35 protein-coding genes and 1 tRNA gene are annotated in these 26,984 nt (G+C 40.1%); 17 read left to right on the top strand and 19 right to left on the bottom strand.

From position 1 onward, the window contains the following. Positions 1-11 precede the first annotated feature (11 nt). A complete protein-coding gene (locus GQ61_RS05465; RefSeq protein ID WP_085784350.1) occupies positions 12-926 on the bottom strand; it encodes a hypothetical protein in 915 nt (304 codons plus the stop codon). 309 nt (positions 927-1,235) lie between these two features. Between GQ61_RS05465 and GQ61_RS05460 the strand changes: the two genes are divergently transcribed. Beyond that, positions 1,236-2,339, top strand: a complete 1,104-nt coding sequence (locus tag GQ61_RS05460) for a serine hydrolase domain-containing protein (protein WP_085784349.1) — start codon at positions 1,236-1,238, stop codon at positions 2,337-2,339. A 72-nt stretch (positions 2,340-2,411) separates the two neighbouring features. Here GQ61_RS05460 and GQ61_RS05455 read toward each other — a convergent pair whose 3' ends face one another. Continuing rightward, positions 2,412-3,899: an alkaline phosphatase D family protein gene (locus GQ61_RS05455; protein WP_085784348.1), complete on the bottom strand. Its 1,488-nt coding sequence runs from the start codon at positions 3,897-3,899 to the stop codon at positions 2,412-2,414. 250 nt (positions 3,900-4,149) lie between these two features. On the opposite strand from GQ61_RS05455, the gene GQ61_RS05450 reads away from it, so the two are divergent. Next, entirely contained in the window at positions 4,150-5,553 is a 1,404-nt protein-coding gene (locus GQ61_RS05450) for a homospermidine synthase (RefSeq protein ID WP_085784347.1), read from the top strand. Positions 5,554-5,691: 138 nt separating this feature from the next. Here the strand turns inward: GQ61_RS05450 and GQ61_RS05445 are convergent, their stop codons facing one another. Next, positions 5,692-5,895: a cold-shock protein gene (locus tag GQ61_RS05445; RefSeq protein WP_085784346.1), complete on the bottom strand. Its 204-nt coding sequence runs from the start codon at positions 5,893-5,895 to the stop codon at positions 5,692-5,694. Positions 5,896-6,484: 589 nt separating this feature from the next. On the opposite strand from GQ61_RS05445, the gene GQ61_RS05440 reads away from it, so the two are divergent. Then, a complete protein-coding gene (locus tag GQ61_RS05440; RefSeq protein ID WP_198157286.1) occupies positions 6,485-7,135 on the top strand; it encodes a suppressor of fused domain protein in 651 nt (216 codons plus the stop codon). A 161-nt stretch (positions 7,136-7,296) separates the two neighbouring features. On the opposite strand, the gene GQ61_RS05435 is transcribed toward GQ61_RS05440, so the two are convergent. From GQ61_RS05435 to GQ61_RS05425, 3 genes are all read right to left on the bottom strand, one after another. Then, complete coding sequence (locus GQ61_RS05435) at positions 7,297-7,986, bottom strand: RES family NAD+ phosphorylase (protein WP_085784344.1); 690 nt, start codon at positions 7,984-7,986, stop codon at positions 7,297-7,299. Further along, a complete protein-coding gene (locus tag GQ61_RS05430; protein ID WP_085785072.1) occupies positions 7,977-8,378 on the bottom strand; it encodes an MbcA/ParS/Xre antitoxin family protein in 402 nt (133 codons plus the stop codon). The genes GQ61_RS05435 and GQ61_RS05430 overlap by 10 nt, the downstream gene beginning before the upstream one ends. A 241-nt stretch (positions 8,379-8,619) precedes the next feature. Further along, complete coding sequence (locus GQ61_RS05425) at positions 8,620-9,273, bottom strand: IS1595 family transposase (protein WP_085783673.1); 654 nt, start codon at positions 9,271-9,273, stop codon at positions 8,620-8,622. A 71-nt stretch (positions 9,274-9,344) separates the two neighbouring features. Between GQ61_RS05425 and GQ61_RS05420 the strand changes: the two genes are divergently transcribed. The 5 genes from GQ61_RS05420 (at position 9,345) to GQ61_RS05400 (ending at position 12,945) form a co-directional block, all read left to right on the top strand. Beyond that, entirely contained in the window at positions 9,345-9,947 is a 603-nt protein-coding gene (locus GQ61_RS05420; protein WP_198157284.1) for a hypothetical protein, read from the top strand. Positions 9,948-10,013: 66 nt separating this feature from the next. Further along, the gene (locus GQ61_RS05415) at positions 10,014-10,298 is read left to right on the top strand and encodes a GNAT family N-acetyltransferase (RefSeq protein WP_198157283.1); all 285 of its coding nucleotides are present in this window, start codon (positions 10,014-10,016) and stop codon (positions 10,296-10,298) included. A gap of 179 nt (positions 10,299-10,477) precedes the next feature. Next, entirely contained in the window at positions 10,478-10,927 is a 450-nt protein-coding gene (locus tag GQ61_RS05410; RefSeq protein ID WP_085784341.1) for a TadE/TadG family type IV pilus assembly protein, read from the top strand. A gap of 14 nt (positions 10,928-10,941) precedes the next feature. Then, positions 10,942-11,490, top strand: a complete 549-nt coding sequence (locus GQ61_RS05405) for a TadE/TadG family type IV pilus assembly protein (protein ID WP_198157282.1) — start codon at positions 10,942-10,944, stop codon at positions 11,488-11,490. 30 nt (positions 11,491-11,520) lie between these two features. After that, a complete protein-coding gene (locus GQ61_RS05400; RefSeq protein ID WP_198157281.1) occupies positions 11,521-12,945 on the top strand; it encodes a pilus assembly protein TadG-related protein in 1,425 nt (474 codons plus the stop codon). Between the two features lie 16 nt (positions 12,946-12,961). On the opposite strand, the gene GQ61_RS05395 is transcribed toward GQ61_RS05400, so the two are convergent. Both GQ61_RS05395 and GQ61_RS05390 read right to left on the bottom strand, forming a co-directional pair. Further along, positions 12,962-13,879 (bottom strand): hypothetical protein, encoded by a 918-nt coding sequence (locus GQ61_RS05395; protein WP_085784338.1) that lies wholly within the window; start codon positions 13,877-13,879, stop codon positions 12,962-12,964. An 89-nt stretch (positions 13,880-13,968) separates the two neighbouring features. Beyond that, positions 13,969-14,151: a Flp family type IVb pilin gene (locus tag GQ61_RS05390; protein ID WP_232317303.1), complete on the bottom strand. Its 183-nt coding sequence runs from the start codon at positions 14,149-14,151 to the stop codon at positions 13,969-13,971. A gap of 142 nt (positions 14,152-14,293) precedes the next feature. Here GQ61_RS05390 and GQ61_RS09180 point away from each other — a divergent pair, with 142 nt between their 5' ends. From GQ61_RS09180 to tnpA, 7 genes are all read left to right on the top strand, one after another. Further along, entirely contained in the window at positions 14,294-14,461 is a 168-nt protein-coding gene (locus GQ61_RS09180) for a hypothetical protein (RefSeq protein WP_157111151.1), read from the top strand. A gap of 12 nt (positions 14,462-14,473) precedes the next feature. Further along, a complete protein-coding gene (locus GQ61_RS05385; protein ID WP_085784337.1) occupies positions 14,474-16,015 on the top strand; it encodes a cytochrome ubiquinol oxidase subunit I in 1,542 nt (513 codons plus the stop codon). 1 nt (position 16,016) lies between these two features. Further along, positions 16,017-17,156, top strand: a complete 1,140-nt coding sequence (cydB, locus tag GQ61_RS05380; protein WP_085784336.1) for a cytochrome d ubiquinol oxidase subunit II — start codon at positions 16,017-16,019, stop codon at positions 17,154-17,156. 10 nt (positions 17,157-17,166) lie between these two features. Next, on the top strand, positions 17,167-17,274 hold the full coding sequence (cydX, locus tag GQ61_RS05375) for a cytochrome bd-I oxidase subunit CydX (RefSeq protein ID WP_085784335.1): 108 nt from the start codon (positions 17,167-17,169) through the stop codon (positions 17,272-17,274). 143 nt (positions 17,275-17,417) lie between these two features. Further along, the gene (locus GQ61_RS05370) at positions 17,418-17,828 is read left to right on the top strand and encodes a hypothetical protein (RefSeq protein ID WP_085784334.1); all 411 of its coding nucleotides are present in this window, start codon (positions 17,418-17,420) and stop codon (positions 17,826-17,828) included. A gap of 140 nt (positions 17,829-17,968) precedes the next feature. After that, positions 17,969-18,724: a hypothetical protein gene (locus tag GQ61_RS05365; protein WP_085784333.1), complete on the top strand. Its 756-nt coding sequence runs from the start codon at positions 17,969-17,971 to the stop codon at positions 18,722-18,724. Positions 18,725-18,902: 178 nt separating this feature from the next. Next, a complete protein-coding gene (gene tnpA / locus GQ61_RS05360) occupies positions 18,903-19,337 on the top strand; it encodes an IS200/IS605 family transposase (protein WP_085784332.1) in 435 nt (144 codons plus the stop codon). A gap of 114 nt (positions 19,338-19,451) precedes the next feature. Here tnpA and GQ61_RS09425 read toward each other — a convergent pair whose 3' ends face one another. The 6 genes from GQ61_RS09425 to msrA form a co-directional block, all read right to left on the bottom strand. Further along, positions 19,452-19,805 (bottom strand): IS1 family transposase, encoded by a 354-nt coding sequence (locus tag GQ61_RS09425; RefSeq protein ID WP_198157280.1) that lies wholly within the window; start codon positions 19,803-19,805, stop codon positions 19,452-19,454. Continuing rightward, entirely contained in the window at positions 19,721-20,164 is a 444-nt protein-coding gene (locus GQ61_RS09255) for an IS1/IS1595 family N-terminal zinc-binding domain-containing protein (RefSeq protein WP_198157279.1), read from the bottom strand. Before GQ61_RS09255 ends, GQ61_RS09425 begins: the two co-directional genes overlap by 85 nt. Positions 20,165-20,399: 235 nt before the next feature. Next, complete coding sequence (locus GQ61_RS05350) at positions 20,400-20,732, bottom strand: addiction module antidote protein (RefSeq protein ID WP_085784331.1); 333 nt, start codon at positions 20,730-20,732, stop codon at positions 20,400-20,402. 1 nt (position 20,733) lies between these two features. Then, positions 20,734-21,060: a type II toxin-antitoxin system RelE/ParE family toxin gene (locus tag GQ61_RS05345; RefSeq protein ID WP_085784330.1), complete on the bottom strand. Its 327-nt coding sequence runs from the start codon at positions 21,058-21,060 to the stop codon at positions 20,734-20,736. A 272-nt stretch (positions 21,061-21,332) separates the two neighbouring features. Further along, positions 21,333-23,201: a tetratricopeptide repeat protein gene (locus GQ61_RS05340; RefSeq protein WP_085784329.1), complete on the bottom strand. Its 1,869-nt coding sequence runs from the start codon at positions 23,199-23,201 to the stop codon at positions 21,333-21,335. Between the two features lie 133 nt (positions 23,202-23,334). Next, positions 23,335-23,898, bottom strand: coding sequence for a peptide-methionine (S)-S-oxide reductase MsrA (gene msrA, locus GQ61_RS05335; RefSeq protein ID WP_085784328.1), 564 nt, complete (start codon positions 23,896-23,898; stop codon positions 23,335-23,337). Positions 23,899-24,098: 200 nt separating this feature from the next. On the opposite strand from msrA, the gene GQ61_RS05330 reads away from it, so the two are divergent. Both GQ61_RS05330 and GQ61_RS05325 read left to right on the top strand, forming a co-directional pair. After that, complete coding sequence (locus GQ61_RS05330) at positions 24,099-24,359, top strand: AbrB/MazE/SpoVT family DNA-binding domain-containing protein (RefSeq protein WP_085784327.1); 261 nt, start codon at positions 24,099-24,101, stop codon at positions 24,357-24,359. Between the two features lie 2 nt (positions 24,360-24,361). Continuing rightward, entirely contained in the window at positions 24,362-24,772 is a 411-nt protein-coding gene (locus GQ61_RS05325) for a hypothetical protein (protein ID WP_085784326.1), read from the top strand. On the opposite strand, the gene GQ61_RS05320 is transcribed toward GQ61_RS05325, so the two are convergent. The 5 genes from GQ61_RS05320 to GQ61_RS05300 all read right to left on the bottom strand — a co-directional run bounded on the left by GQ61_RS05320 (position 24,769) and on the right by GQ61_RS05300 (position 26,969). Then, on the bottom strand, positions 24,769-25,407 hold the full coding sequence (locus GQ61_RS05320) for a LysE/ArgO family amino acid transporter (RefSeq protein WP_085784325.1): 639 nt from the start codon (positions 25,405-25,407) through the stop codon (positions 24,769-24,771). The two genes, GQ61_RS05325 and GQ61_RS05320, sit on opposite strands and share 4 nt — an antisense overlap. Positions 25,408-25,469: 62 nt before the next feature. Next, positions 25,470-25,545: transfer RNA gene (locus GQ61_RS05315), tRNA-Thr, on the bottom strand. Between the two features lie 90 nt (positions 25,546-25,635). After that, the gene (locus GQ61_RS05310) at positions 25,636-26,352 is read right to left on the bottom strand and encodes a Bax inhibitor-1/YccA family protein (RefSeq protein WP_085784324.1); all 717 of its coding nucleotides are present in this window, start codon (positions 26,350-26,352) and stop codon (positions 25,636-25,638) included. Positions 26,353-26,452: 100 nt separating this feature from the next. After that, complete coding sequence (locus GQ61_RS05305) at positions 26,453-26,728, bottom strand: type II toxin-antitoxin system RelE family toxin (RefSeq protein WP_085784323.1); 276 nt, start codon at positions 26,726-26,728, stop codon at positions 26,453-26,455. Next, a complete protein-coding gene (locus GQ61_RS05300) occupies positions 26,715-26,969 on the bottom strand; it encodes a type II toxin-antitoxin system Phd/YefM family antitoxin (RefSeq protein WP_085784322.1) in 255 nt (84 codons plus the stop codon). The genes GQ61_RS05305 and GQ61_RS05300 overlap by 14 nt, the downstream gene beginning before the upstream one ends. Between the last annotated feature and the right edge of the window lie 15 nt (positions 26,970-26,984).

The raw sequence follows: 26,984 nt of genomic DNA, 5'->3' as shown, positions 1-26,984 counted from the left end.
CCTTATTGTTCTCAGGCAAGATCATTATAAAAATTCAGAAATTTCTTTTTCTTGGCTTTTTGAATTTCAATTTCAGTAAATCCTGATTGCAACAACTTTTCATGAATTGGATTAGCTTGTACAAGAGTCTTGAAGCGATTGCGGGCGCGGGCTATTTTTTCAGGTAAAGTTTTCTTTTCTTCCTCTAAGAATTTTCTTGTCTCAAGATCAAGTAACTCATCAAGGAGTTGCTCTTCTAGGCCAGCTTGCTGTTGCTCTAAAAGGATAAGCTGTGACTCTCTTCTCAAAGATTTTACCCACTCCCCATGTTCTTCGGCAATTCTATTGAGTCGGGATTTTTTAGACGGCACAAAAGTCACTTCCTCATCGCTCGTAAGATCAACAACGTCGACTTTCTGAGACTTTTGTACACGATCAACCGTTAAATCGTCATCATCAGATTTTTCAGAGTCTTGTTCATGTTTGAAGATCACGAATGCTTTTTTTTCTTCTTTCTCATCAAAATTTGGAGAATGAGGGGCTGTTATAATTGTCACTTCCTCTCTATCAGGTTTCTCGGAGCTTTCTTCAAACTTTGATAATTCTAACACTTTTTGAATAAGGGCCTCTTCATCCCCTTCTGGAATATCAAAATGAGTAAACTGATCTTTGGAAGAGAGCGCTTCAGAAGCAGATCCGCTCGGTAATGAGCTTTCGTCACCGGTAGAGACAGCCAATACAAAATTTAATAATTCTTCTTCTGTCGTAAACCCTAATTTTTGATAGGAGAGCCTTTCTTCATCGGGTGTAATTTTCTTGGAAAATGAGGGTTGTGATGAAGTGTTCTCCCCTTCTTCTTTTAAGGCGTCCGTGGCAAATGCGCAGAAATGTGTTCCTTCTACGGTCAAGATTAGAGAAAGAAAAATCCCAAATTTCTGAAAGTTCATTGTGTGTCCTTAATAAATTGAATGATTATTAATAATAAGTATTATGACCAAATGTCAAATAAATTTGCCATAGTTATATATTATGTAGGAAGATGAATTCTGATCAAATCCCCTATTTTTAAGGCAGGGCAAGAGCGATCCCTCAAGAATATTTTTTTGCAAAAAAACATCCTAGAGCGGTAGACAGTGCACCTTCTTTACAGTATGACCTCTAAGAAATTTATATGGATTTTAGATTTAGGGTGTTCCCAGAGTCGAAAAAATAACTAGTATAAAAATAAATATTTTAGAAAAAATTATAGAAGAACAATGACGAGAAATTTAATCCTCTTTTTTAGTGTAATCATGATGTCCTCACATTTTACACTTTTTGCAGAAACCCAGGCAAAGGTTCCCTCAAAAATACAAAAATTTATCAAAAAGCTAGAGTCTAAAAAAGACACGTTACAAGGGGGGGCTGTTGCTATTTTGTATAAAGATAAAGTGATTTACAAAGCAACGTTTGGCAAGCAAAAAGGAAAATTTGGGCGTCCTATTACTTCTAAAACGTTGTTTCCCTTGGCTTCCCTTTCAAAATCTGTTTCAGCCGTTGCTATTGGATTGATGGTAGATAAAAAAGCCATAGACTTTGAGGAAACATTTAAACTGCCCTATTTGCAGAAGGCTGTGAATTTAAGAGATATTATGAGTCACTCCACGGGGTATGAGTTCACGGGAAATAGGCAGATTGAAAAAGGGTTCAGTCGTCAGAAGTTGTTAAAAACCCTTGGTGATCAAAATCCGGTGTGTGATCCGGGTGAGTGTTATTTTTACAGTAATATGATTTATGGTCTTGTTGAAGAGGCGTTAAATCGTAAAAAGCTGACTCTCCAGTCGGCGATAAAACAATTACAAGACGTTCTAAAGACGAAAGCTATTCAAGTCGTGCCCATCGATCCTCAGGTGGAGGTCGCCCATCCTCACTTGAAAGAAAAAAACACGATTAAGCCACTCCCCCTGCCTCCTTATTTTCCAAAAGCTGCCCCTGCCTCAGCGGGTGTTTTTGCATCTCTCGATGGAATGATTGAATTCTTTAAATTAAGCTTTGGATATAAACCCCATTTGATTTCTCAAGAAACCTTAGAAACTCTCTTTACGCCTGTTGTTAGCAATCGAGATGTGTATAAGTGGAACCTAAACTGGCCGTGTAGCAGAGAAAAGATTGAATCCTATTACGGAATTGGTTGGCGCATTTTAAAAATGTCAGAGTACCCTGGGAAAGATTTAATCTTTCATGCGGGGTTTCTGTCAGGCGTTACCCCATTTATGGGGTTTATCCCATCGGAAGAAATTGGCATCATCTTTCTTGTCAATCAACAGTCTCGTCTACCTTTTGAAATGGGTATCGATTTTTGGAGTGCATTTCTGAGCTGAGATATGGTTAAAAAAGAGGGGGCTTTACACAGGCCCCCCTCGAAATTTTCTCAGAACTTTAGATGTCATTCTTTAAGATAAATTATAGAGTGTCTTTCTCAGCCTTTCGTTTTTTTGATTAAATACCTCAACAGTAACTTCCTTAGTGGTGTTATTGCCTGAGATACGTGCAAAAAGATTCTCAGTCAAAGTTGGAGACAGAGGGGTTTTTGTTTTTAATAAATACCCTTTGTCTTCGGTTCTTAAATCGATCGTATCACCAAGAAGACCGGCCTTATTGCGTGCAACCGCAAAGAGACCTGAGACTAAGACTTCTAAGAAAGCGTGTCCTGTATCTTGCCCATCGGCTTTATAAGCGTGGAACATCCCATCATTTTGGCAATGGGCATCGCCTGAGATAAACATGACATGCTTGATATTGTTCGAAATAATGTGGTCTAAAAGTTTTCGATATTGCTCAGGATAACCACTCCACGCATCCTCTGTCGATAATAAGAAAATAGGCACCGATGTCACAATAATTTTAAGAGCATTTTTTCTTGAATCTGCACTAAGCCAGGTTGTGAGAGCAGTCAATTGTTCTTCGCTGATCAATTGCTTTTTTGAAGGTCTGCGCTCAGAGCGTGTATCCGTAAAAAACATTTCCGCGCCATTGGAGGTTGTGTACCAGAAGTGAGGCGTTTTCTTACCAAAAGGTCTTTGGAAAAGAGAATAAGCTTTATGAGCGGCCGCACTTTGTTCTGGATATTTTTCCTCTTCTTCTGCATTCGCATCATTCCACAGTTCATGATCATCCCGTGTCATGTGAATAGGACCAGAAAAATTCGCAGCGAGACTGCGAAAATGTTCTTGTGAAAAGGCCTTTTCATGAACCCGTCCATATTCATAAAAGGTCTTTGCAGGGAAAAGCATTCCCATGGCATCGGCATAAATTTGGTCACCCGTAAAGGCTATGGAATCCGTTCTTCCTCCTAATTTTTCCGCATTCAGAATATTTGTTTCCATCCCCTTAAAAATGTGATCGCCTTCTTTTGCCCAATCAGAAGTCTTTCGGCCAATGCGCCGACAGGATCCTGTTAAAATTGAAAATTCTTCTTCAAGCTGATCAGATTTTGGCGTGCAAAAGCGAACGACATGGCAATTCTCAAAATTCAATTTTGATTTCCCCATGTCAGGAGAACTGAGATATCCGATTCTTACCACATATTTTTGGCCAGGCTTTAGAGAATCAAGGGTTAAGTGCCCCACATGACGATCTTTATGTTTCATGGGGAATGTGACGACGCTTTCTTCTCCCAATTCATCCCCGTTAAATTGCCTTAACGCAGCAACACCAATGTTGTCATGGGGAGTGCTATGATGAAAAAGATGCTTTTTGAGAACATCGCCTTGCCCCATAAGAGTAATGGACGTCGAGGTGATATAACGAATAATGGGGCCAACTTTTGGAAACTCTTTCACTCCAATGCTGTCTTCAAGACCATCGGATGCTTTTACGCCTTCAAAACTCATCAGCAACAGACAAGCAATGGATCCTATTCTCAATAGACTTTTAGTCATGGTCACCTCTTTCTGTAATGATTCCCTAAAAATTTAAAGGAAGAGTCATTAACAAACCTTAAACAAAGATTAAGGATGACAGAGAGTTTTAGCCATGAGCACTTTTATTCACTGTCTGAAGAAGAGGGCCATAATTTTCTTAACAACAGAATATTGCAATAATCTCAAATTAATGTATTCGATAGGAGAGTTTTTCATAATGGCTTTTTAAGGCTGACCCCCAAAGGGGTGATTTTATCATGAGGGAAGAATGTCTAAGAAATTTAACAATAAAATCATCCTTATTGGATTTGGAAGCATTGGTCAGGCGGTGATGCCTCTTCTTATCAAAGAGCTTGGTGTTAGTTCAGAGCAGATTGTGGTTATTACAGCCGATAATGCTGGTGAAGATGTGGCCGAAGCGTTCAACTTGGAAGTAAAAATCTGCGCGCTTTCTCAAAAAAATTATGAAGCTGTATTAAAGGAATACCTTACGCCCGGTAATTTTTTAATTAATTTATCAGTAGATGTGTCTTCTTTGGCGTTGATTAAGCTGTGTCAAAAGAATGATGTTTTTTATATTGATACATGCATAGAACCTTGGAAAGGGGGCTATACAGATCTCAACCTTGAGCCTTCTGAGCGTTCAAATTACAATCTTCGTGAACAATTGCTGGCTCTGAAGAAAATGTATCCGGGCGGTGCCACAACCATTGTCGCTCATGGCGCTAATCCTGGTCTCGTTTCTCACTTTACCAAAAGAGCGCTGATGACGCTTGCCGAGGATCAAGACCTATCAGGGACGACGCCTCAAAACGCAGAGCAATGGGCTCAATTAGCTCATGATTTAGGCGTTAAAGTTATTCATATCGCCGAGAAAGATACCCAGGAGACGCATGTTATCAAGAAACCTGGAGAATTTGTGAATACCTGGTCTATTGATGGTTTTATGAGTGAAGGACTTCAGCCAGCAGAGCTTGGATGGGGCACGCACGAAAAGCAGATGCCAAAAGAGGGAGTCCAGCATACGTATGGATGTAATGCCGCCATTTATCTCAATCGTCCAGGACTGACAACGCGCGTCAGAACGTGGACCCCCCTTGCTGGTAGCTTCCATGGGTTTTTGGTAACCCATAATGAATCGATCTCGATTGCTGATTATTTTTCCTTGAAAAACAAAGACACGGTGATTTATAGGCCGACGGTGCATTATAGTTATCATCCAAGTTCTGACGCGGTTCTTTCCATCGATGAATTCATTGGGAATAACTTTTGTGAACCACAGTCTAAAAGACTTCTCATGGATGAAATTGATCATGGCAAAGATGAGCTTGGTGTGCTCCTCATGGGACATGACAAAAAAGCGTATTGGTATGGATCCCGGCTTTCTATTGAAGAAGCGCGCATCCTTGCCCCCCACAATAATGCTACTTCTCTGCAAGTCGCTGCGGGTGTCTTAGGAGGAATAAGATGGGCTCTTGAGAACCCTAATCGGGGGATCTTAGAGCCAGAAGAGCTAGATTTTGAGTTTGTGTTAGAGGTGGCGTCGCCCTATTTAGGAACTTTGATCGGCGTCTATTCTGACTGGACACCAATTCAAAATCGCCTGCAGCTCTTTTCAGAAGATATAGACTACTCTGATCCTTGGCAGTTTAAAAACTTTCTCGTCGCTTAATAAGTTTTCTGCAACGTCTTGTGAAACCAACGCACACGTGAAAGACTTTATGTTTTTAAAAAAGGAAGAGGGGGAAGGGGTATTGAGGAAAGCTCATCTAAAGACGACGCGTTGAACGCCGCCTTTAGATAACTTAAATTACAGAGCTTTTAGGTCAACCGCAGAGGATTTACCTTTTTCTGTTGCTACTTGATATTCAACAGCTTGACCTTCTCTTAGGCTGCGAAGACCAGCCTTTTCTACTGCAGTCATGTGAACAAATATGTCAGATGAACCGTCTTTGGGTTCAATAAATCCATAACCTTTGGTGCTGTTAAACCATTTTACTGTGCCTTGAGCCATTCTCTTAGTCCTTACTCTACTCTATTAAAAAAATTTTATACTATTCTTCAAGGAATAACTCGAAACAAAACTTCAAAATTGAAGGAAGGCTTAAAAGCTATTTCTTAAAATATAACATCAATTTGTTGGTTATTTTGGGTTTTGTCAAATGTTAAATTGATTTATTGACCGATTGTTTCTTGTTTTTGGAAGAAAATACAAACACTTTTTTCTACAGAGCGGCACCATAAAATGGCCGTTATGCTTGATAGCTGGCTCTGGTGAACGCTTTTGCCCTATTATAATGACAGAAATGCGCAGGGTTTAAGATAGTTTGTATTTGTCCTGCTTTCTTCTTAAGTTTTTCTTTTTTAATAACCATTTAAACAATAACTTATTGACAGAATAAATCTGTTGAAGTTGACTTTACGGCATAAATGAATTAGTCGATGACTCTGTGTCGGATCTTCAATCGTGCTCTCTTAAAAAGGTATCCCTTATGAAAATCTTCCAAAAAATCTTGTTTTTACTTTTTCTACTCCCTCCTTACACGGTGCTTGGAACACAGACGGATATACAGGCTTCACCCCACTTTCAGGTGTTTAATGCAATGAAAAAAAACCAACCAGAAAAATATGAACAGACCTTGACCCTCGTGAAGGAGCATGTTGAAAAAAACATTGGACCCGTGACTGAGATTGCAGTGGATTCCTCCATCAAAGAACAGCCCATTAGTATTCTTGTGGTCGCACCCACACTGCAAAGAAATTATTATACGCTTGTAACATCGGGAATGAGTGTTCTGTCTATGCATGATCCTTTTGATCAAATAGAGCATTATGGGGAGTTGGTGGTGTGTCTCCCTGCCAATTGGATGCCGTCCCTTGCTTCAGTGATTGATTCCGATGCCGATGCCAAGAAATTTTGGCCCATTGATCTTTTAATCAAGCTTGCGCGCTATCCACACGTAAACAATACTTATATAAATTCTGGTCACACAATCCCTCAAGGCCCTGAGAATAATCCTTATCCTCAATTTAATAGGATCTTGATTCACTTTCCCATAAAGTTAGGAGAAGATTTTGGGGTACTACCAACCAAGGATGCAAGAACAGCCATTTTATTCCATGGTGTTTATCCTATTTTTGCTGACGAATTTGACTATAAGAAGCGGCACAATTCCGATGATTTATTAGATTATCTTATCTATCAGGGAGTTTCTCTTATCCTAGACGTTGATCGAAAAAGCACGTGTCGTTAGATTAACCAAACACATACAAGATAAGATAAATAGTCATATTAATGCTACAGCCTTCTTAAAGGAATTGCAGAGAATATCCTTACAAACGAAGCGAAAAATAAATATTTAGCTTTTCTCTGTTTGCTATTTGAAGGAGGTCTGATGGTGATTTTAAAAATTCTCTAAGTCAGTAATTTTTTTTCTAGTATGGAGGAAATGCTTTTCCCATCCCAAATGTATTCAAGATGTCTCTCTTGTATACAGTTTGAAATTAGTTTTGGTTTAAAAACAGCAATGTTTTGACCCATCGAGTGTCTTACACTCTTATAAACAATCCCGTTTGAATCTATATTTTTAAGGTGTTTTGCTAAATCCTGAGAGGACTTATATGAGATCTCATCGTATAGAGGGCTATTAATGAAATTTTGGCCTCTAATATCATGAAAATCACCTTTTATTTTAGCCAAAAGTACTCTCATGTCTAAGTGCATCGGAGGCTCTTTTGTCGCTTTCATAAAAATTTCTCTATGAAATTTGGTTTCAGCAATAGCAGTTTTAATATCATGAGCTGCATAATAAACGCCCCACTGGCCATTGCTGAATCTACTTCCACTTGGATTCACATGAGTAAAAGGAGCCATAATAAAACTAGAGCCAGGTCCAGAGACACGATCTTCTGGTGATATGAGAGATATTTGCCCATTTTCATCTCTAAGGCGATCATTAGTTAAACTCTCAATACTCGCCAATGTTTCCCAGTCGCTCGAGGAAGAAACCCTTTCAAATAGATTAATAGGAGGGAAACGGCTTGGAATTATTCTCCAACTTTTCCTCCACTCAATTGAATATAAGGGTGGCGTTGTTAGGACCATCCACCCCTCTCTGAGTCAAGGTATTGGCGTACAATATATAAATCAGCAACGTGACCAGACAGCATTCTTTCAAGAGCAGAGTGACCACCAAAAAGTGGAGCGTTATTAGGTTTTTTGACCCATTCATCAGCAGCACTAGAATCGGGAAGGAGTATTTGCAATGCTTTATATATGCCCAGAATATATGAAATTCTCTCAAAAGTATCTTGAGACACACTGCCTTCAAGGTGTTTTTGCCATTTAAAAAAGGTGGACCGGGGGACTCCTAATAGTTTCATTTTCTGATCATTAGAAAGTCGCCATAAATTCGTTATTTTAAAGAAAGCCTTTAAGGCTATTCTTGTGGATTCAGGAGAGTCTAAGTTTTGAAAAGTTTTTGTCTTATTTCTCATTGAGTAAACACTCCATAAATAGACTATAAAGTTATAATAGTCTAAAATTGGACTATATTCAAGATAATTTTTCCTCTTCTCAGGAACGGCCATTTTAAAAATTATAGCTTTCCATAAAAATATCATACAAGCCTCTATTTTGTTTGTTTTTTTTCAAACAGAAGGTATTGTCAGTTGGTAAAAAATTAGGACTGATAACGATGAAAAAGACAAAAATTTTAGGGGCTGAAGTAGTTAAGAGTTAGTGTCTGGTTGCTCTATACCATGATTTCAGCTGGGTTAGAAGGTCTCTATGGTTCCCTCCATTGAAGCGCCACTCGCATTCCTTGAGAAACCAGTAGAAATTCTCTTTCTTTATACCGTTAAATTTCCTCATCTGCCGTTTAGCTTGATTCCAAAAATTTTCAATACCATTGATGTGATTATGCTTATCTGCAAACAGCTGACTATGATTGATACGCCGATGATGAAAATCGCTGATATCAAGGGCATTGTAAGAGCGAAAAGTATCTGTATAAACAATGCTGTCAGGCTGAACCTTTTCTTTAATGATCGGCAAGAGAGTATCTGTTTTTGCGTCTGATATGATGGCAGTGTAAACCTTTCCCCCTCTCTTCAATAGCCCAAAAACCGCCACTTTTCCACCTGCACCCCGGCCTCGTTTGCCTTTACGAACCCCCCCAAAGTAACTTTCATCAGCTTCAACTTCTCCTGAAAGCTCATACGATGGCAGTTTGCTTGCTATCAGCTTTCTAAGCCGCCGATAAAATGTGATGGCTGTGTTGGCCTGAATTCCAATCAATTCAGACGCAGCTCGTGCTGTTGTTCCAGCTACAAAGTGCTCTATCAACTTGCTCTGCTGACTTGCTCTTAATCGGCTTTTTCTCTCATACATTGCGTAGCTATCTTAACCTCTTTTTTAGGTCTTAGCTACTTCAGCCCCAAATTTTATTCTCAATGATTTTGATGGCGTCCTCTTTTTCCCAAGGACAGGCCAGCTGGTGCTGCGGGTGTTGTGAAGAAGAAGGAATGGATTACCATCCTACTGTGGTGTCTACATCCACGGGACCAAAGACAACGGATTTAAGAAATTTTGAATTGCTCATGTTCAAATATCCTCTCGTGCGCGATCGGAAAAAACAAGATTCTTTAGGGATTGCGCGCAGCATTCGTCTCTCAAAATATTTCGCGAGGGGGAAAAAGTATTTAAATTCGGATGGAAAGCTAAATCTTGATTATATCCGCAGATTAAAACTCTCTGCGGATCAAATGGATGAGATGGAAAAAAGAGACGCTGCTGCTGGCAATGTTCTGCAAATTTTTGGCACATCCGCAACAATCGCGGAATTTAATTCTCCAAAAACAATAGAAAGCCACTTAGGTCATTTTAATTATGTCTTTAAGAACCCCGTGTTGGTGACGAACAGAACCCCTGAGGGACTGATAGACTTTACTCTAACTTATCCCGTCGAAGCAAAAGGTCAGCTGTTGAGTTTTAATGCTTTAACACTGACCGGATCATTTTTGCCCGAATTGAGAGACGACTCTTCTCCGGATTTAGATTCTTAATAAAAATTTAAGAGCTCTTCCTGTACATATCGTTTAAACTGTTTTTCGATGTGCAGGGAGAATGCAATGGATTTCAATGTTGAACATGACGTAGAAGGTCATCAATTTTATATGGTGATAGAGGGTTATACATGTTTTTTGAACTATAGAATTTTAAATGATGGTCAGACCCTAGATTATCAAATTACATTTGTGCCCCCCGAATTGCGCGGACGGAATCTAGGCCAAGTTTTGGTCAAGTATGCCTTGGATTACGCCCGAGACAATCAATTGAAGATTATCCCCACGTGTCCTTTTATTAAAAAATATATTGATAGTCATCCAGAGTATGGGGATTTAGTCGAACATTGATAGAAGACAATATAAAAAAACTATACTTAATAATAATCAACCTTAAGAATTGTTAAAATAAATAGAAAATATTGATTTTATTGTGTATAATAAATTATCGGGAGGATTCTGTATTGAAGGGGGCGTTTAGACGATTTATAACCCACCTCAATAACATAAGAGGGAGTAGCGGTGCATCTTTGATAGAATTTGCCCTTGTAGCTCCTGTTTTTTTAATGTTGCTTATTGGATCTATTGAATTTGCACGGTTATTTATCATTGAAAATGCCCTGATTGCTGGCGTTAGACAAGCAGGTCGTTATGGTATTACAGGAGCGAACGCCGTGGGACAAAATCGCAGCAATAGTGTCACGCAGGTTCTAAAGGATACGATCAAAACGTATAGTGCAGGTCTTGTCGACCCCTCTAAGTTACAGATTTCGTCTAATGTTTATCAAAGTTTGAATCAAATTCAGCCCTTAACAATGGGGAATGATCCCCAGACCCTTAATCCAGGGGGATCGAGCGAGGTCATACAATATATGGTAATTTATCCAACAAAAACGTTGATTCCCTTTTTATCGAATAATGGTGTCTTAAACCTCACGGCAGAGGCGACTTACGTTAATGAAAACTATGGTGGTCAATAGTAAAGGTTATGGCCATGAACAGTACACGATTTTTTTGGAAGTCTAAAAAGGGCACAGCAGCTATTGAGTTTGCTGTCATAGCGCCTCTCTTTATAACTTTTATCGCTGGGTTATTTGAGTTGGCCATGTTTATGTTTTTAAACGTAAAGCTTCAAGTGCTCGCTTCCACAATTGCGAATAATGTTACAATACAACAAACAGCTTCCAGAACGAACATTCAAGGAATGCTGGGGGTTGAAGATACAATCACGTATCCCTTTAAAATAAGCAATAAAGGAGGGATCGTTGTTACTCAAATTCAGCCAACGGCGCAAAATCCTAATATTATGACAATTTCCTGGCAGGTCGCTTCAGGAGCAGTCAGTAGGTTAGGTTCTACGGGCGCTGTACCCGTTAATGTTCCAGGCAATATAACGCTGACGGCCGGACAGAGTATGATTGTGACAGAAGTTTTTTATAACTATGCGCCTATAATATTTGGGATTTTCATAACGGCGAGACCACTCTATACCACCGCTGTTTTTTTACCGCGACAAGGGACGCTTTCAACGCTGAATCCGTGATATACTAAAGCCATAAAAGGAATGCATCAGATGGGCAGGGAAGTTTTAAAGCAAATATGGAAAACAAAAGACGGCGCAGTGGCCATTATTGCTGCCTTTGCGATCCCTGTGGTTCTCGTCTTTGTGGGGATGGCGATTGATATTGCGCGCGTTAACTACGTGAATTCAAAAATCGCCTATGCTGCGGATGCAGCGGTTGTGGCGGCGCTTCGTTATGATCAAGCCAATGCTGTAGCAAATGCCACAAAAGTTTTTAATGCCAATTTTCCCGCTAACTTCCTCGGGGCAAATGTGATCCCTCAAGTGACGGTTGCATCGGATTTTAGTGAAGCGACAGTTAAAGCAAGTGGTCAAGTGAAAGGCTATTTTTCATCTTTCGTGGGAATTACCAATTTATCAGTCGGTGCGTCCGCTACCTCTCGTAGAGGATCTAGTGGTCTTGAATTGGCTATGGTCTTGGACGTGACAGGATCTATGGACTGGAGTGGTAAACTGCCTGCTTTAAAGCAAGCCGCAACCAGCATGATCAATATTATTTATGGGAGTAATAATTCAAGAAACAACACAGTTATATCGATTGTGCCCTTTGTAGCGACGGTCAATATAGGTACTTCTCATACTGCATGGCTTTCAAATCCGGCTGTTCTTGCGACATTTCCATCGGGCCAGCCTTGGAAGGGATGTGTCATGGCGAGTCCCAATGAAGAAACAGTTCTTCCTCCCGGGTCAAACTTATGGCCAGTGTATTACACGCAATCGACGATCCCCATGCATCCAGCAACTCCGAATGCTACATGGGATAATGATTGGAGAACCGATGCCAGTGGTAATGTCGTGATTGTTCATGCAATGCTCGATGGCTCAAATGGGGCCCAACCTGTGTCTATTGGTCCGAACCGAAGTTGCGGCCCTCCCATTTTGCCAACCTCGAATGATAAAACAGCCTTATTAAACTCTATTAATGGCTTTTCGCCCATCTATGGCGGCGGAACTTTTGGTAATCTTGGATTTGGTTGGGGCTGGAGAATGCTTGATCCTGGTTGGGGGCCTTATTTGCCCGTCGCTCCAAAACCCTATAAGCAATCGAATAACAAAAAGGTTTTGTTATTTATGACCGATGGTTTTAATACATGGTATGATTCGAGTCCAAGCCCTACGGGGGATCCAACCGCTTATGGCTTCCAGTTGACTGGAAATACTTTAGGGATCTCGAGTATTGGAGCCTCAAGAGCTGCTATTGATAATAAATTCCTGAATCTTTGCGCCCAAGCGAAAGCTCAAGGCATCGAGGTTTATACGTTGTTGTTTATGGGAGGAGATGCCCAAGCCGTCAATATGCTTACGACATGTGCGAGTAAGCCGAGCAATTTTTTTAATGCAACAACAACAACACAGATTGTGACGTATTTCCAAGACATTGCCAATCAAATCAATACGGTGACGATTGTGAAGTAAGAAAGTTTTTTGATTCTTAATCAATATTAAAGTGATGGAAGAACCAAATGAGGTCGTCCATCTCTTGTTCTTCTTGGGCGGCTTTAAGAACCTTAGTGACAGCAGCAGGGGGGATTGCTCCTCGGATAGCTTCGTTTTCACTATAAGTTTTATAAGCTTCAAGAGATTTTTGACGTAAAACTTCTTTCATACTGTAATAGTGGTCACTGTAATCAATTTTATCAATGCCGGGGATTTTTCCTCGTCTGTTTTCTGCTTCAATCTTACCTAGCATGTACTCGAGGGTATTAAGAGAATTGAGTTCGTTTTTGAACGATTCAACAACACGTGACAGGGTTTCAGATGAAGAGAATTTGTTTGCAGCCTCTTGTTCCTTGGCGGAAGCGTCGACTTGACGTGTTTCAACTTGTTTTATAGTGCCAGAATTTTTCCTCAAATTTTCGATATTATTGAAAAATACCAAATTTTCATTGGCATCTTTAGACTTTAAACTACCCAAGGTTGCATCCGAAGCGGAAACTTCTGTAAAGTCATCCGAAGCATAATTGTTTGCATCTTCCTCTGAGTTAACGCCTAAAATACCTGCAAGCGCGTTAAGGACATCTGAGGTTGTATGGGATGTTGTACTCTGTGGCGTGTTGCTCACAACATGGCTTGATCCGCTGACATTAAGAACGCCAACGGCGCTGTCTCCGTTACCATTCACATTGATAAGGCGCAATTTATCGCGATCTTCTTCCTTTTGTTTTTTCTTTCTAATTTCATCTAAAATGGCTTCTTGATGTTCAACAGTGTGAACCATGACACACCCATCAGGAGAACCAATAAGGCTTGTCGCAATAGCAGCATCAACGTGGCTTGCAGCTTGGGCAAGAACTGGAAAGGACGCCGAAAAGGAGGCGGTGAGAAGTAAAGATTTGAAAATGCGATTCATCAATGATGACTCTTACTAATTAAGGATCCTATAGGGCAGATGGGGAGTAGATTTTTAATTTCAAGGGGTGATCCAAAAATATTTTTTCTTTATCCTAGGGCAGTGGTGATTGCATTGATAATCGTATTAAAAATCGCCAGAATCTTTGTGCCAACACTCGTCAAGGTTGCAAGAATTACAACAGAAATAAGCCCTACAATAAGCCCATATTCTATGGCTGTTGCTCCTTTTTCGTGATAAAAAAACGTTTTAAAGAGATTAAACAAACCCACAATATTTAACCTTTGTTACAGAACACATATAGTTATTATTGCCCATAATTCTGAAAAATTGATTAATTTAACCAAAAATAAGGAGATTTTTCATTTCACTTATTGCCTCATTTTGTTACAATTTTAGAAAAAATGAGACTAAATGATGAGCATCTGGAAACGAGCAAGTGCTTTACAAATCACTATTATTCTAACTTTGGCCTTAAAATTAGGGGGGCTTTGGGTGATCTATACGGCTTTTTATAAGGGTCAACGACCGCCCATGAACGCTGAAATCGTAATACAAAAACTTTTTACCAAAAACCAATAAAAGAGGCATTGAATGTGGGAACTGGATACGGTTGAACTCTCTCGATTACAATTTGGGGCAACGGCCCTTTATCACTTTCTTTTTGTTCCTCTAACGTTGGGGCTTTCTGTTATTATCGCCATTATGGAGAGCGTCTACGTCATGACCAATAAGGTCATTTGGCGCGACATGACAAAGTTCTGGGGAATCCTTTTTGGTATCAACTTTGCCATGGGTGTCTGTACGGGGGTTCCTTTAGAATTTCAATTTGGGACAAACTGGTCTTATTACTCTCATTATGTGGGAGATGTGTTTGGATCTCTTTTGGCGATTGAAGGGTTGATGGCTTTTTTTCTTGAAGCTACTTTTATTGGTCTCTTTTTCTTTGCGTGGGATAAATTATCAAAGATTGCGCATTTAATAGTGACGTGGCTTGTGGCCATTGGCAGTAACCTGTCAGCTCTCTGGATTTTAATTGCAAATGCCTGGATGCAAAATCCCGTAGGGTCTCATTTTAATACCACGTCTATGCGTATGGAGCTGACATCTTTTTATGACGTCTTTTTCAATCCTGTGGCCCAATCTAAGTTTGTGCACACAGTAAGTGCGGGTTATGTAACAGGCGCTATGTTTGTTCTTTCCATCAGTGCTCTCTATTTATTGAAGAAAAAGCATGTAGATTTTGCCAAACGTTCCATGGCTGTAGCAGCTAGTTTTGGTTTGGCCGCGGCTCTTTCGGTTGTCGTATTGGGGGATGAAAGCGGTTATACAACTTCAGAAAATCAGCGCATGAAACTGGCTGTGATTGAAGGAATGTGGCATACAGAGCCTGCTCCCGCTGGCTTGACAGTATTTGGTCTTCCTGATCAAAAAAACTTCAGAACAAATTATGAAATAAAAGTCCCCTGGCTCTTAGGATTGATTGCAACGCGCTCTTTTGATGAAAAAGTTGAGGGCATTATCAATTTGGTCGATCATGCGGAAGAACGTATTAAGAATGGTATGAAAGCCTATGTTGCCCTTGAAAGGTTGCGGAAAGACCCGAATGATCAAGGGGCGCGCTTTCAGTTTGATGAGACAGGGAAGGATCTTGGATATGGGTTGCTCTTAAAACGCTATCGTTCGAATATTAATCAGGCAAGTTCTGAAGAAATCAAGAAAGCAGCCTTGGATACGGTGCCAAAAGTTGCGCCTTTGTTCTGGTCTTTTCGGATTATGGTTGGCTTAGGCTTCTATTTCATTCTTCTTTTTGGGGCAGCCTTCTATTTTGCATCCATCAATCAATTTAGCAATCGTCGCTGGTTTTTGAAGGTATGTTTGTGGAGCTTGCCTTTGCCGTGGCTTGCCGCCGAGTTGGGGTGGTTTGTGGCGGAATATGGTCGTCAACCTTGGACGATTGATGGCATTCTTCCAACTTTCTTAAGCGCATCAAGCATTCCTGCAACTCATGTGGCTTCAACGCTTACAGCCTTTGTACTGTTCTATAGTGTCCTCGCTGTAGTGGATGTGACTCTAATGCGCAAGTATATTAAGCTTGGACCCGATGGGGCCTTAAAATCAAAGAAGGGAGCTTAACATGTTAGATTTTGAAACGCTCAGGTTAATATGGTGGGTTCTTTTAGGAGTGTTGTTAATTGGGTTTGCAATCCTCGATGGGTTTGATTTAGGCGCTGCCATGTGGTTGCCCTTCTTAGGGAAAAAGGATGAGGAACGACGGATTATCATCAACACGGTTGGTCCCGTTTGGGAAGGAAACCAAGTGTGGCTGATTCTAGGAGGGGGAGCAAGCTTTGCGGCTTGGCCTTTTGTCTATGCTGCGTCTTTTTCGGGATTTTACATCGCCATCTTCCTCTCTCTTTTTGCGGTTATTTTAAGACCCGTTGGTTTTAAATTTCGTAGTAAAATGCCAAGTTCAACGTGGCGAGAAACCTGGGATTGGTTGCTTTTTGTTGGCGGTCTTGTTCCTGCGCTTATCTTTGGCGTGGCGGTGGGAAATCTATTTATGGGGGCGCCGTTCCATTTTGATGAGACGCTGCGTCTAGCCTACACGGGTTCCTTCTGGCAGCTCCTTACACCTTTTCCTGTTCTCTGTGGTCTCATGAGTATTGCCATGATGTTGTTTCAAGGGGGGATTTACTTGAGCCTGAAGACAACGGGTGCTCTTTCTTCAAGGGCTCACCGAGGATCTCTCTTTGCTGGTTTTGCCATGTTGGTCCTCTTTATTATAGGGGGTTTTTGGCTATACCAGGGAATCGAGGGGTATCAAATCACCAGTGCTATTAATACAGCAGCGTCTTCTAATCCCATTGATAAGCAAGTATCAAAAGAGTTCGGACTTTGGTTCCATAATTATGGAGTCCAACCAAAACTGTATCTTATTCCAGGACTTGGATGTTTATCTATTCTGGGCGCTATTTTCTTGGTGAATGCTAAAAAATATGGCTGGGCATTCTTGAGCAATTCTGTGGCGATCTTCTGCGTGATCTCTTCAGTGGGCGTGTCTTTATTTCCCTTTATCATGCCTTCATCCAGTGAGCCTAATCATAGCTTAACGGTATGGGACGCTTCCAGCAGTCAACGCACTTTAATGGTGATGCTCTTGGCTGTGCTTATTTTTCTGCCGATTATTTTGGCCTACACAGCTTGGGTGTACCGTGTGCTGAGAGGGAAAGTTACCAATAAATCATTAGAAGAAAACAAAACAAACGCATATTGAGGATAAAACAATGTGGTATTTTTCATGGGTATTAGGACTGGGTCTCGCGGCCACTTTTGGCATTCTCAACGCCATGTGGTTTGAACTCAAAGAATCTGATAAGAAAAACTCAAAGTAAAACGACTTAGTTTCATTTAATAATTTTATATTTTTCAGAAGTGCTTCTCCTTTTTAAGGGAGAGGTCTCTTTTTTTGCGTCTTCTAACCCATCTGTAAATGGTTTATCTTAGCCGTGTTCAAAAATAATAACAGGGTTAAAAAATGAAAAATAAGAATAAGATTAAGGTGTTACTTGTCTCTACCGTCCTATTTTTTGGCATTAGTTTGCAGGAAGTCCACGCTTCTGCTGAACATGATGAAGTTGAACGGTCTTCAACTGGCCGACGGTCGCCAAAACATGAAATCTTTTTGGTTGTCGATGAGGATGTTAAGCCCATTGGCAGAGTCTATGTTGATGATTCCCAATATTTATTGCTCTATCCTCATCTGACGTATGTGGCCGAGAAAAGAATCAAAAAAGGTAAAAAAACCAGTACTGTTCTGCAAAATTATACGGGTCTCCAGATGGCAGGGCAATTGCAACAATTCAGGTCCAGCAATGGCAATCGCCCTCTTAAAAGACTTATGTCTGTTCATCAGGGTGTAAGAGTTTTGTACGAGCGCCCTGAATAAAGTAAAAAGCTGCGACTATAGTTTGGTCGCAGAAAATACATCTTATAAAAAAGAATATACCACCCCTTGAATTCATAGAAATACATCCCAAATAAAACACAGATCGTTATTTATCATTGTTATTATTAGGGACGTAGGTTATGAACATTTCATTAAATCGTAAATTATTATCTGCTTTAACAGCGGCCGCTTATTTGGCGAATGCTGGCGCAAGCTTTGCCTCACAAGCTATGGTTGAAGAAGTTGCTGAACACGGTAATCGCACCAGTGTTTGGGGTTTCTGCACATGGGGTATGAAAAAAGCTGTTTCCACAACGGCTAAAGCGAGTGCTGTTTTTGGTGTTTCTGAACTAAGCCGTGACTATGTTTGGAGTGGGTTGAAGGCAGTCCAAAATTTTGCGAGTGACGCATATACAGCTTACGGTCCAAGTGTTTCTCATGGCCTTACTGTTGCCTATAACACGACAACTGATGTTTGTGGTTGGGGTGTAGATAAGTATAATACTTATAGTCCAACTGTTTCTTATTATGCTTCCCCCTTCTTGAGTGCAATTGGGACTGGTATCGAATGGACTTTTGAAGCTGCTGCTGCCCATCCTTATGTTGCTGCGGGCGTTGCCGTTGTCGGTCTTTATGGCATGTATAAGTTGGGTCAAAAGAAAGCGCCTGGAACAACAACGACGGTTGATACCGAAGTTAAAGCTGAACTCGGGGTAGACGATCATTCGACAGTTGAAGTGAAATCTGAAGGCGGCCAAGGTCAAGGAACGGTAATTATCAATAATATTATGGTGTCCGCAGACGCTTTCCAAGAGTTTCTACGCCAAAATCAAATGAATGTAGGAAGCTCTTCTGGTGGACAAAAGCTTTTGAAAGTTAAAAAAGAAGTAAAGTAAAAAAGATCGATAAAATAAAAAAAGACACACGCAAACTTTAAACACCCCTTTATATTAAAAGGGGTGTTTTTTGTATACAAATAAACCTCCACCTACGGTGGAGGACTGGACGCGTTAGACACAGTATGTAAGAAACCTCCAAGCTTGGACCACAGAGTGGCCAAGAATGGAGGTTTATATGAACAATAAAAGCCTATCACATAGTACATGGGATTGTAAATTTCATGGGGTATTCTCAAGTAAATACCGTACGAAGCGACTTTATGGAGAGCTTCGCAAGGAACTGCGAGAATTATTTATAAAGCTAAGTTTACAAAAAGGCTGTTGCATAGAAGAGGGATTTCTGATGCCTGATCATGTGCATATGCTGATATCGATTCCGCCTAAATATTCCGTTTCTCATATCGTTGGTTTTCTCAAAGGGAAGACTGCTTTATATGTGGCAAATAAATATGCAAAGAAGCGACGATATAAAGGGTATCACTTTTGGGCTCGGGGATATTTTGTATCAACAACAGGCTATAATGAACAGGTCGTTAGACGGTATATCCAGAACCAAGAGAAGAACGATAAAGTCAGTGATTACGCTGATTTATTCACTCGTGCTTATTAGTTACTAACAAAACCACTTCTAGTGGTCCAAGCGCAGCGTTTCAAACCTCCCCCTCTGGGGGAGGTCTGTGACTTTATAAGAGCTCATATGTAAAAACTTTTACGGGAGTGTTAATTAAAAGATAGACGAGAATTTTTCTCTGATTATTTCAAAATGGGTGGGTTCCTGCAGAAACCGCGAAAGACGCAAGGAAAGATCAACCATATCTTTGCTTCTTGAGACAATTCTCGTTCTTCTTGCCATGCGCCCTAAGTGATGCCTGGTATTCGCGTTATCACTTTCAATACGAGTCGTTCCTGACTTTCCAATGATATGCCTCTCTTGAGGAAGAATCTGGGAGTAAACCTCCCAATCATCGGTGTAAAAGTTTCCTTTGACGTGCTTTACTTTTTCATAAAGTCTTTGGAAGGTTTTAGCATTACGATGGCCTGTAACCCAGGCAAGGGTTTTCCCTTCATGACGATCCAAGGCTTTCCAAATCCAGAGTTTGTTTTTTTTGAAGTGACATAATGCCACATCTCATCAAATTCAATATCATAGGTCCCTTCTGGCACTTGAGGGGGCGGAAGGTCCTCACAAAAATTACGAATCCAGTGGTAAACAGCTGTTCTCGAAACCTTAAAAAGTTTTGCTATGAATCCATAACTTGATTTTCCCATTCCATACAACAGGACAGCTAAAGCCTGAGCTTCAACAGGCGTTTTCTGTCTCCGATCACCTTCGATAAACGACAGACCGCATTCTTTGCATTTATATCTTTGATGTTTTCTTGCCTTCCCATTTCTTACAAGTTTAAAGCTTCCACAATCCTTACATCTAACTTGCATTTCTGCCTCCTATCTTTGTTGGAAGGCTGTATATCATGTCTCTCTTTTAATTAACACTCCCACTTTTACATCTTATTCAAAATTTGGATGAAAGCTGGTTGCCATAGCATTATCTTCTAATCACTCAATAAATTGTCTGCCTGCTTATTTAAGATTTCTTGCAACAGCTCTATACAGAGTGTTCTGTAGCGCATAATTTAATATTTTGGGACATTTTATGCCGGCAGATGAAAGCCTACGCCCTTTTATAATGAACACCATCATCTTTTATAGGCTCCACAGAAAGGCGATAACCAAGTCCTTGAAGTACTGTTTCGATAGTACCAAAGCTTGGATTTCCTTCTTCAGAAAGAGCTTTGTAAAGGTTTTGTCTATTTAAGTGTGTTCTTTCTGCGAGTTTAGTTAATCCCCCATTTGCTTTCGCAATATCTCTAACTGCGGTTAAAAAAGCAGCTGTGTTTTTGTCTTTTTCATATTCTTCTAGTGCCACAGAGAGATATACCCTTGCGTATTCAGGGTTTTTTAGATCTTCTAAAAGGGTGTCTTTAAATTTTCTTAGATTTCTCATCCTAGCTCTCCATATATTCTTTCCAGTAGCTTTGTGCCTTTTCTATATCACGTGCTTGAGTTTTCTTATTCCCTCCACAAAGTAAGATCACTATCTTATTACCTTGCTCACCATAATAAATTCTGTAACCTGGCCCAAAATCTAACCTTAACTCTGATACACCCTGGCCAACAGAGTGATGATCTCCTGAATTACCCAGTGTGATTCTTCTTATACGTTGTTGAATCCTGGATTTAGTTGTTTTATCTTTCAAAGCGTCAAGCCACTCTATATAAGGCTCATGCCCTGTCTCGTCCTGATAAATCTTAACAATTTTAGGTATTAACATACGATTTTCTATTACCTTATACTGTTAATGTATTCTATGGGCGACAAATTGTCAAGTAGATTCAGCTAATAACTATTTCACGATTAAGTGACCTTAAATTCGTCAAAATAAAGTACACCTGTAATCAACACTTCTTCCCTCACTTTTTGCAACAGAGCCCTTAACTTATCTAAACAAAGCACAAGGAAAATTGGTTGATCACCCACTTTTTTATCGCTCCGATTTTTGGATCCTTAATGTAATCCTTTACGTATGCTTGAAATTTCTAAGATTTACTCAAGTTCTCCATCAGTAGAATCTTTGGTGGCGAGCTTATAATGCTTTGCAAATTTACTGTTTCTTAAAGGAGCGTGTTCCTCAAGAATCTTTACAAGGTTAGCTCTCAGATTTCTAACATTCTCAAAAGCTGTTAAAAGTTTCTCATTGTGCTCTATCAATTCTTGATATTGAGCTGATTTATCTTTCTGTTCTTCTGTGCCAAAGAGGCGTGTTTTTTGTTGAGTACTCATTAATTTTATTTGATATTTTTTTTGGATGTCTGAAACGCGCTCTTGCAAAAACTGCAGAGAATGAAGAGCGTGTTTTTGATTTTCATCCCCATCATCAACAATAGCCATCAGCTTTTCTGCTTTTTTCACATTCTTCTTTCCGAATGTAAGATATGTTTCTCCTTTAACCTTAAAAGCCCTCAGAAAGGGTCCTTGTGTTTCTACTTTTGTACCATCTTCTGGCTCTTCAATAATCTTCGCAAGAGACACCATAAACCCAGGGTTTTTAACGCTTTTAAACAGCTTAAGCGTTCTTCTTAGGTAAGCTGTTAAGTTTTTATAATGGGGGAACAGAAACTCAAGAAGCATAGGGTGGTTAAAGCTTTGTCTTGTCGATGTTTTGTCATTCGCAAGTTTTTCATCAAGCAATACACCATACGTTTCTTCCGTGTTTTCTCTAAAATCTTTAACTTTCCGTTTTGCTTCTTTCCTCTCTTCAGTTTTTAAAGGAAATTCATAGGGAAGGGAAATATCTAAGTAATTATAAAGAATACTAAGGCTTCTATCTATTGGTTTTGGGGATTTAGCTCTATAGAGCAAAAGATACATAATGCTTTCCTCGCCAATAAGGGGGTAGCTTTGGCTTTCACCCCCATAGGTATAAAGCTCCGCAAGCGATAAAAAGCCTTCATGATAACCTCTTTTTCCCGCTTTCTTGAAGTATCTAACGGATCGCTCGCCGTCTGATTCGAGACCGTTCTGTAATAGATCGCCAGCTTTATAAGAGGATAAAGGATCGCCTCTGTCACTTCCTAATTCATAATAATGAACGTAACGCGGGTTTGCATTCCACCAATTTTCTGAGTCTTCTTCATCTTGAAGATCATAGGTTAAGACATTTTCGCCTGCTTTATAGCGTTCTGGATAAAAAAGTCTGTCAGAATCAAGCGCGCTGTAAAAATCCCCAAGAATTCTTGGGGCTTGAACATCGCCTTCTTGAATGGCTTCTTCAAGGGTTTCAATCGCATGTTTTCTGTTTTCTTCTAAAAGATTCGAAAGAGTGACTGTATAAAGCCATCCCAAGTTCCTTTTAAAGGCTCTGGCGTCTTCTTGGTCTTTTCCATTTTCTAAGTATTTTTTTAGCCTATCGATGTCTTCAGGTTTTAAGAGATTAGCAACGTCTGGGTTGTGAGGATCACTCACTAGCAATCTGACAGCAGCGTAAGAGGCTTTCATATTTCCTTGTTTAATTTGCCTAGAAATTACCTCAAGGTCTTTCAGTTTGAGATTAAAATAGCCATGATCTTCAAAATAAAAATCTATGAGATCAGCTTCTTTTTTGAGCTGATCTTCATTAGAAAGTTCGCTTGAATTTATTGATTTTCTTAAGTCGTTCAGTCTTTTTTTTAGTATCCTGGAATTCAAGAGCTCTCTCTCTAAACGCGCCCTTTTTTGAGCTGGCTGATCCGCCTCTCCCTTTTCTTTGCCTTTGTCTAAGGGTTCATATTTTCTCTTAAAGCTTTGATAATGATTTTCAAATTCTTGATAAGCTGGCTCGGTGCTGTTCTCTTTCTCTGAAGACGCCGATAAAATAGAAGTGGGAGTGATAGAGACAAGTGAAGAAAGAAGCAGGAGCTTTAATGAAGAAGACATGCAAGGGTACCTTTTTGCATTAAAATGATATTTAACGAACTATAGCTAAAACAACATATGCCAATTCGTCAAGTAATTTTTAAAAAATAGAAATAATTAGATCTTTGAGGGAAATAAAAAAGTCTGAATATACTTATTCACTAGGATGACTATTGAGTCCTAATTGTTTGAGACGTTGATCTCGACCGCATCGAAAGCGATAAAAGCTGTATCGAATGGGGTTCTTCTCATGATAACGTTGATGATAGTTTTCAGCGAGGTAAAAAGGAGAAGCCTCTGTAATCTTCGTTGTAATTGCGCCCACGAGTTTTCCTGATTTTTCAAGAGATTGTTTGGAATCTTCAGCAATCTTCTGTTGTTGAGGGGCGTGATAAAAGATTTCTGCACGATAGTGTTCTCCCCGATCACAGAATTGACCACCATTGTCTAAAGGATCAATATTCTGCCAAAAGATATTTAGGATTTGAATGTATGTAATGACTTTGGGATCAAAGACAACCTGCAGTGCTTCCGTGTGACCTGTGGTGCCCGCACACACTTCTTCATAGGTCGGATTCTTTGTGTGTCCTCCTGTATACCCCACAAGGGTTTCAATCACTCCCTTGATCTCATCAAAAACGGGTTGCATGCACCAAAAACACCCGCCTGCGAGGGTGGCCACTTCATAGTGGTTTCTTTTTATTTCTTCTGGCGTCATTCTCTACCTCTTGTTCAGAAGATAATCTTCTAGTCTTTAGGAACTCACAAGCTTTTTGTCTAAAAATACCGACACGCGGGGGGTGAGTGTAAAATACTAAAACGGTAAAATTGTATTTTATAATTCAAAAATACAAAAATACGACATTGATTTTGAGAGAGAGGGTCACTATAGTAAAAAAGGAATATAGGAGATTACCCATGTACCGTAAGATAAGTCGCGGCTTTCAAATTACGTTACCCCCTGAGTTTCGGGAGCGTCATGGTCTCAAGATAGGCGATGTCATTGAGATGCGCGATGAAGGTTACTCTCTATCCATCCATCCAGCCCTTCAGACATCTTCTCAAAATATGGCAACCAAATTGATCGAGCTTCTCAAACAAAGTCCCGCTGATGGAGTAACAGAGATTCCAGAAGAGCGCCTTTTAAATGTGCTCGGTAACGAAATTGAGACTTCTTAGAAATGAAAGGCGTTTTAGATACACCTATATTGTTAACGGCGGCCCTCAAAGAGGGGTTTTGTCGTCAGATCTTACGCGATGGTCTGCAAAATCAGGTGCTCTATACATCTCCTCAACAGTTGCTTACGTTTATTCAAATAACGCGTCGACCCCACATGGCGCCCTTTAAGGACTATTTGGAAAAATTCATCATCCTGTATGCAGAATGTGCAAAAAATATAAAGCCAACCCAAGATCAAGCAGCCGATTTAAAAAATCTTGGGGAAGATCAAAGGAATTGTTTGAACATCGCTCTTATGGTCCAGGCCAATTTTTTTGTGACCAGTCGTCCTCAGGACTATGAAACTCAAGAAATTCAAGGAACGTTGCTGCTTTCTCCCGAACAATTTCGAGAACCACGGTCTCAAATCTAACAAAAGCAACTGTCGGGCAATAAAAGCGTAAGACCAATGCCCCACATGATACACCCAATAATAAAATCTAAGACCTTCCAGGCTTTTGGATTTTCAAAGAGGGGGCTTAAGAGTCGTGCTCCATAGCAAACACTAAAGAACCATACAAAAGAGGCTAGTATCGCTCCAAAAGCAAAGAAAGGACGTTCAAAGTCCTCATGTTGAGCTCCAATACTTCCAAGCAACACGACAGCATCAACGTAAACATGGGGATTAAAAAAAGTGAGGACAAAGAGCGTGACTAAAGTTTCTTGCAAGGAAGGACGCTCTGGTCCTTTCGCATCTTTTTGAGTAAGAGCGTTTTTCTTAAACACAGAACGAAAAGCTCGAAATCCATACCAAAACAAAAATGCTGCTCCGCCCCATTTGGCGATGAGCAATAAAATTGTATTTGACGTTAAAAAGGCACCAAACCCGCCAACACCGACGCTAATTAACAAAGCGTCAGCCAAGGCGCAAAAAAAGGCTGTCACAAAAACTTGATTCCTCATAATGCCTTGTTTAAGGACAAAAGCATTTTGAGCACCAATAGCGATAATCAGGCCAGCGCCTGTTCCGCACCCCTTTAAAAAAGGCAGCCAACAAAAATTCTGCATTGCATCCTCACGTTTTTCTTCACACTTCTTAAAAACATCTTAAGGTATTGTTAGGGTGAGACTGGTGCCGACGAAGGGATTCGAACCCCCGACCCACGCATTACGAATGCGTTGCTCTACCAACTGAGCTACGTCGGCGCTCTCCTTGATGATAAATAGCGAGGATCAAAAATAAAGTCCATAAAAAAGGGGGCTAGAAAGCCCCCCTTTATCCTTGGATAATAGCGCTTATCGGCGATTGCCTAGCAACCTCAAGAGCATGATAAACAAGTTAATAAAGTCGAGATAAAGTGTCAAAGCACCCATCACTGCTTTCTTTACAGCAATGCCTTCTTCATCACCATAAAGATACATGTTCTTTATGTTTTGGGAGTCATAAGCTGTGAGACCTGTAAAGATCAGCACACCAATGAGGGAAATACCAAATTCTAAAGCACTGCTTGCTAAAAAGATATTAACCAAGCTTGCAATGATAATGCCGATCAATCCCATAAATAAGAAGCTGCCCCAATTGGTTAGATCGCGATTCGTTGTATAGCCATAAAGACTCATGGCTCCAAAGGTTCCTGCAGTAATAAAGAACACTTTCGCAATACTGCCTAAATTATAGACGATAAAGATCGACGCCAATGAAACACCCATAAGAGCGGCAAACAGCCAGAAAGTTACTTGGGCTGCTGTTGCTGACATTGTGTGAATACGTGCGCTAAAATAAAACACAAACCCCAAAGGCGCTAACATAACAACCCAACGCAAAGGAGTGCCAAAAATCAATTGTAACAATTCAGGACTTGTGGAGACGAAAAACGCAACCACACCTGTCAATGCAATGCCGAGGGTCATATAATTATAGACGCTTATCATAAAGGCGCGCAAACCCTGGTCAACTGCAGCTTTTTCGCGAGCAGCTCCACGGACAACGCTAGATCGAAATTCATTTTTCATCTAATAATCTCCAAACAATAATTTACAGTAGAATTATACACCCAAAATGAAACAAAAAGCAAGAAGAGCACTGTTGTTAATGGTTGTTTCAAGGACCCTTCTAATATTTGCGTTTAAATTGCTTATAGACAGTGTCGTCGTTACGTCGACCAATAAGAGCTAATTTCAGGGTAGAAGCTTCAATGCGATAGATAATTCTAAATTCGCCAACATCGACTCTGAAGAAATTTTGATCATTGCCTTGAAGGGCTTTTAAATCTGAAGGCGCAGGATCTTCAAGTAAAGATAATATTTTATTACTTATTTGTTTATACTGTTTTGAATCTAAGCTTCTCCAAAACTTACAAGCATCTTTTGTTAAATCAAGACTTAACATCACTTAAAGCATCAATAAGCTTTTTTCCTTCAGAAGTTCCCATATAACCACTTTTTTCCGCCAATTGAGCTTTCATAAGCCAATAAGAATCCTCTAAGGCCTCCAAGCGATCATATTCTTCTTTAGAGAGCATGACGACCACTTCCTGACCTGTTTTAGTCACCATAATAGGGGACACAAGTGCCTTGTTTAGGTATTTGCCGAAGTGTGTTTTTACTTCAGTTGATGGAATGGCTATCATTATGGAATCTCCTTA

This window comes from Candidatus Nucleicultrix amoebiphila FS5, assembly GCF_002117145.1.
Classification (GTDB): Bacteria; Pseudomonadota; Alphaproteobacteria; order Caedimonadales; family Nucleicultricaceae; genus Nucleicultrix; species Nucleicultrix amoebiphila.
Note: the sequence above shows the minus strand (reverse complement) of the source record. Positions and strands in the feature narration are given on the sequence as shown.

Coding starts and splice junctions, on each gene's coding strand:
- GQ61_RS05465 (WP_085784350.1), bottom strand. CDS start 926: ATGAACTTTCAGAAATTTGGGATTTTTCTTTCTCTAATCTTGACCGTA.
- GQ61_RS05460 (WP_085784349.1), top strand. CDS start 1,236: ATGACGAGAAATTTAATCCTCTTTTTTAGTGTAATCATGATGTCCTCA.
- GQ61_RS05455 (WP_085784348.1), bottom strand. CDS start 3,899: ATGACTAAAAGTCTATTGAGAATAGGATCCATTGCTTGTCTGTTGCTG.
- GQ61_RS05450 (WP_085784347.1), top strand. CDS start 4,150: ATGTCTAAGAAATTTAACAATAAAATCATCCTTATTGGATTTGGAAGC.
- GQ61_RS05445 (WP_085784346.1), bottom strand. CDS start 5,895: ATGGCTCAAGGCACAGTAAAATGGTTTAACAGCACCAAAGGTTATGGA.
- GQ61_RS05440 (WP_198157286.1), top strand. CDS start 6,485: ATGAAAAAAAACCAACCAGAAAAATATGAACAGACCTTGACCCTCGTG.
- GQ61_RS05435 (WP_085784344.1), bottom strand. CDS start 7,986: ATGGTCCTAACAACGCCACCCTTATATTCAATTGAGTGGAGGAAAAGT.
- GQ61_RS05430 (WP_085785072.1), bottom strand. CDS start 8,378: ATGAGAAATAAGACAAAAACTTTTCAAAACTTAGACTCTCCTGAATCC.
- GQ61_RS05425 (WP_085783673.1), bottom strand. CDS start 9,273: ATGTATGAGAGAAAAAGCCGATTAAGAGCAAGTCAGCAGAGCAAGTTG.
- GQ61_RS05420 (WP_198157284.1), top strand. CDS start 9,345: ATGGCGTCCTCTTTTTCCCAAGGACAGGCCAGCTGGTGCTGCGGGTGT.
- GQ61_RS05415 (WP_198157283.1), top strand. CDS start 10,014: ATGGATTTCAATGTTGAACATGACGTAGAAGGTCATCAATTTTATATG.
- GQ61_RS05405 (WP_198157282.1), top strand. CDS start 10,942: ATGAACAGTACACGATTTTTTTGGAAGTCTAAAAAGGGCACAGCAGCT.
- GQ61_RS05400 (WP_198157281.1), top strand. CDS start 11,521: ATGGGCAGGGAAGTTTTAAAGCAAATATGGAAAACAAAAGACGGCGCA.
- GQ61_RS05395 (WP_085784338.1), bottom strand. CDS start 13,879: ATGAATCGCATTTTCAAATCTTTACTTCTCACCGCCTCCTTTTCGGCG.
- GQ61_RS09180 (WP_157111151.1), top strand. CDS start 14,294: ATGATGAGCATCTGGAAACGAGCAAGTGCTTTACAAATCACTATTATT.
- GQ61_RS05385 (WP_085784337.1), top strand. CDS start 14,474: ATGTGGGAACTGGATACGGTTGAACTCTCTCGATTACAATTTGGGGCA.
- cydB (WP_085784336.1), top strand. CDS start 16,017: ATGTTAGATTTTGAAACGCTCAGGTTAATATGGTGGGTTCTTTTAGGA.
- cydX (WP_085784335.1), top strand. CDS start 17,167: ATGTGGTATTTTTCATGGGTATTAGGACTGGGTCTCGCGGCCACTTTT.
- GQ61_RS05370 (WP_085784334.1), top strand. CDS start 17,418: ATGAAAAATAAGAATAAGATTAAGGTGTTACTTGTCTCTACCGTCCTA.
- GQ61_RS05365 (WP_085784333.1), top strand. CDS start 17,969: ATGAACATTTCATTAAATCGTAAATTATTATCTGCTTTAACAGCGGCC.
- tnpA (WP_085784332.1), top strand. CDS start 18,903: ATGAACAATAAAAGCCTATCACATAGTACATGGGATTGTAAATTTCAT.
- GQ61_RS09255 (WP_198157279.1), bottom strand. CDS start 20,164: ATGCAAGTTAGATGTAAGGATTGTGGAAGCTTTAAACTTGTAAGAAAT.
- GQ61_RS05350 (WP_085784331.1), bottom strand. CDS start 20,732: ATGAGAAATCTAAGAAAATTTAAAGACACCCTTTTAGAAGATCTAAAA.
- GQ61_RS05345 (WP_085784330.1), bottom strand. CDS start 21,060: ATGTTAATACCTAAAATTGTTAAGATTTATCAGGACGAGACAGGGCAT.
- GQ61_RS05340 (WP_085784329.1), bottom strand. CDS start 23,201: ATGTCTTCTTCATTAAAGCTCCTGCTTCTTTCTTCACTTGTCTCTATC.
- msrA (WP_085784328.1), bottom strand. CDS start 23,898: ATGACGCCAGAAGAAATAAAAAGAAACCACTATGAAGTGGCCACCCTC.
- GQ61_RS05330 (WP_085784327.1), top strand. CDS start 24,099: ATGTACCGTAAGATAAGTCGCGGCTTTCAAATTACGTTACCCCCTGAG.
- GQ61_RS05325 (WP_085784326.1), top strand. CDS start 24,362: ATGAAAGGCGTTTTAGATACACCTATATTGTTAACGGCGGCCCTCAAA.
- GQ61_RS05320 (WP_085784325.1), bottom strand. CDS start 25,407: ATGCAGAATTTTTGTTGGCTGCCTTTTTTAAAGGGGTGCGGAACAGGC.
- GQ61_RS05310 (WP_085784324.1), bottom strand. CDS start 26,352: ATGAAAAATGAATTTCGATCTAGCGTTGTCCGTGGAGCTGCTCGCGAA.
- GQ61_RS05305 (WP_085784323.1), bottom strand. CDS start 26,728: ATGTTAAGTCTTGATTTAACAAAAGATGCTTGTAAGTTTTGGAGAAGC.
- GQ61_RS05300 (WP_085784322.1), bottom strand. CDS start 26,969: ATGATAGCCATTCCATCAACTGAAGTAAAAACACACTTCGGCAAATAC.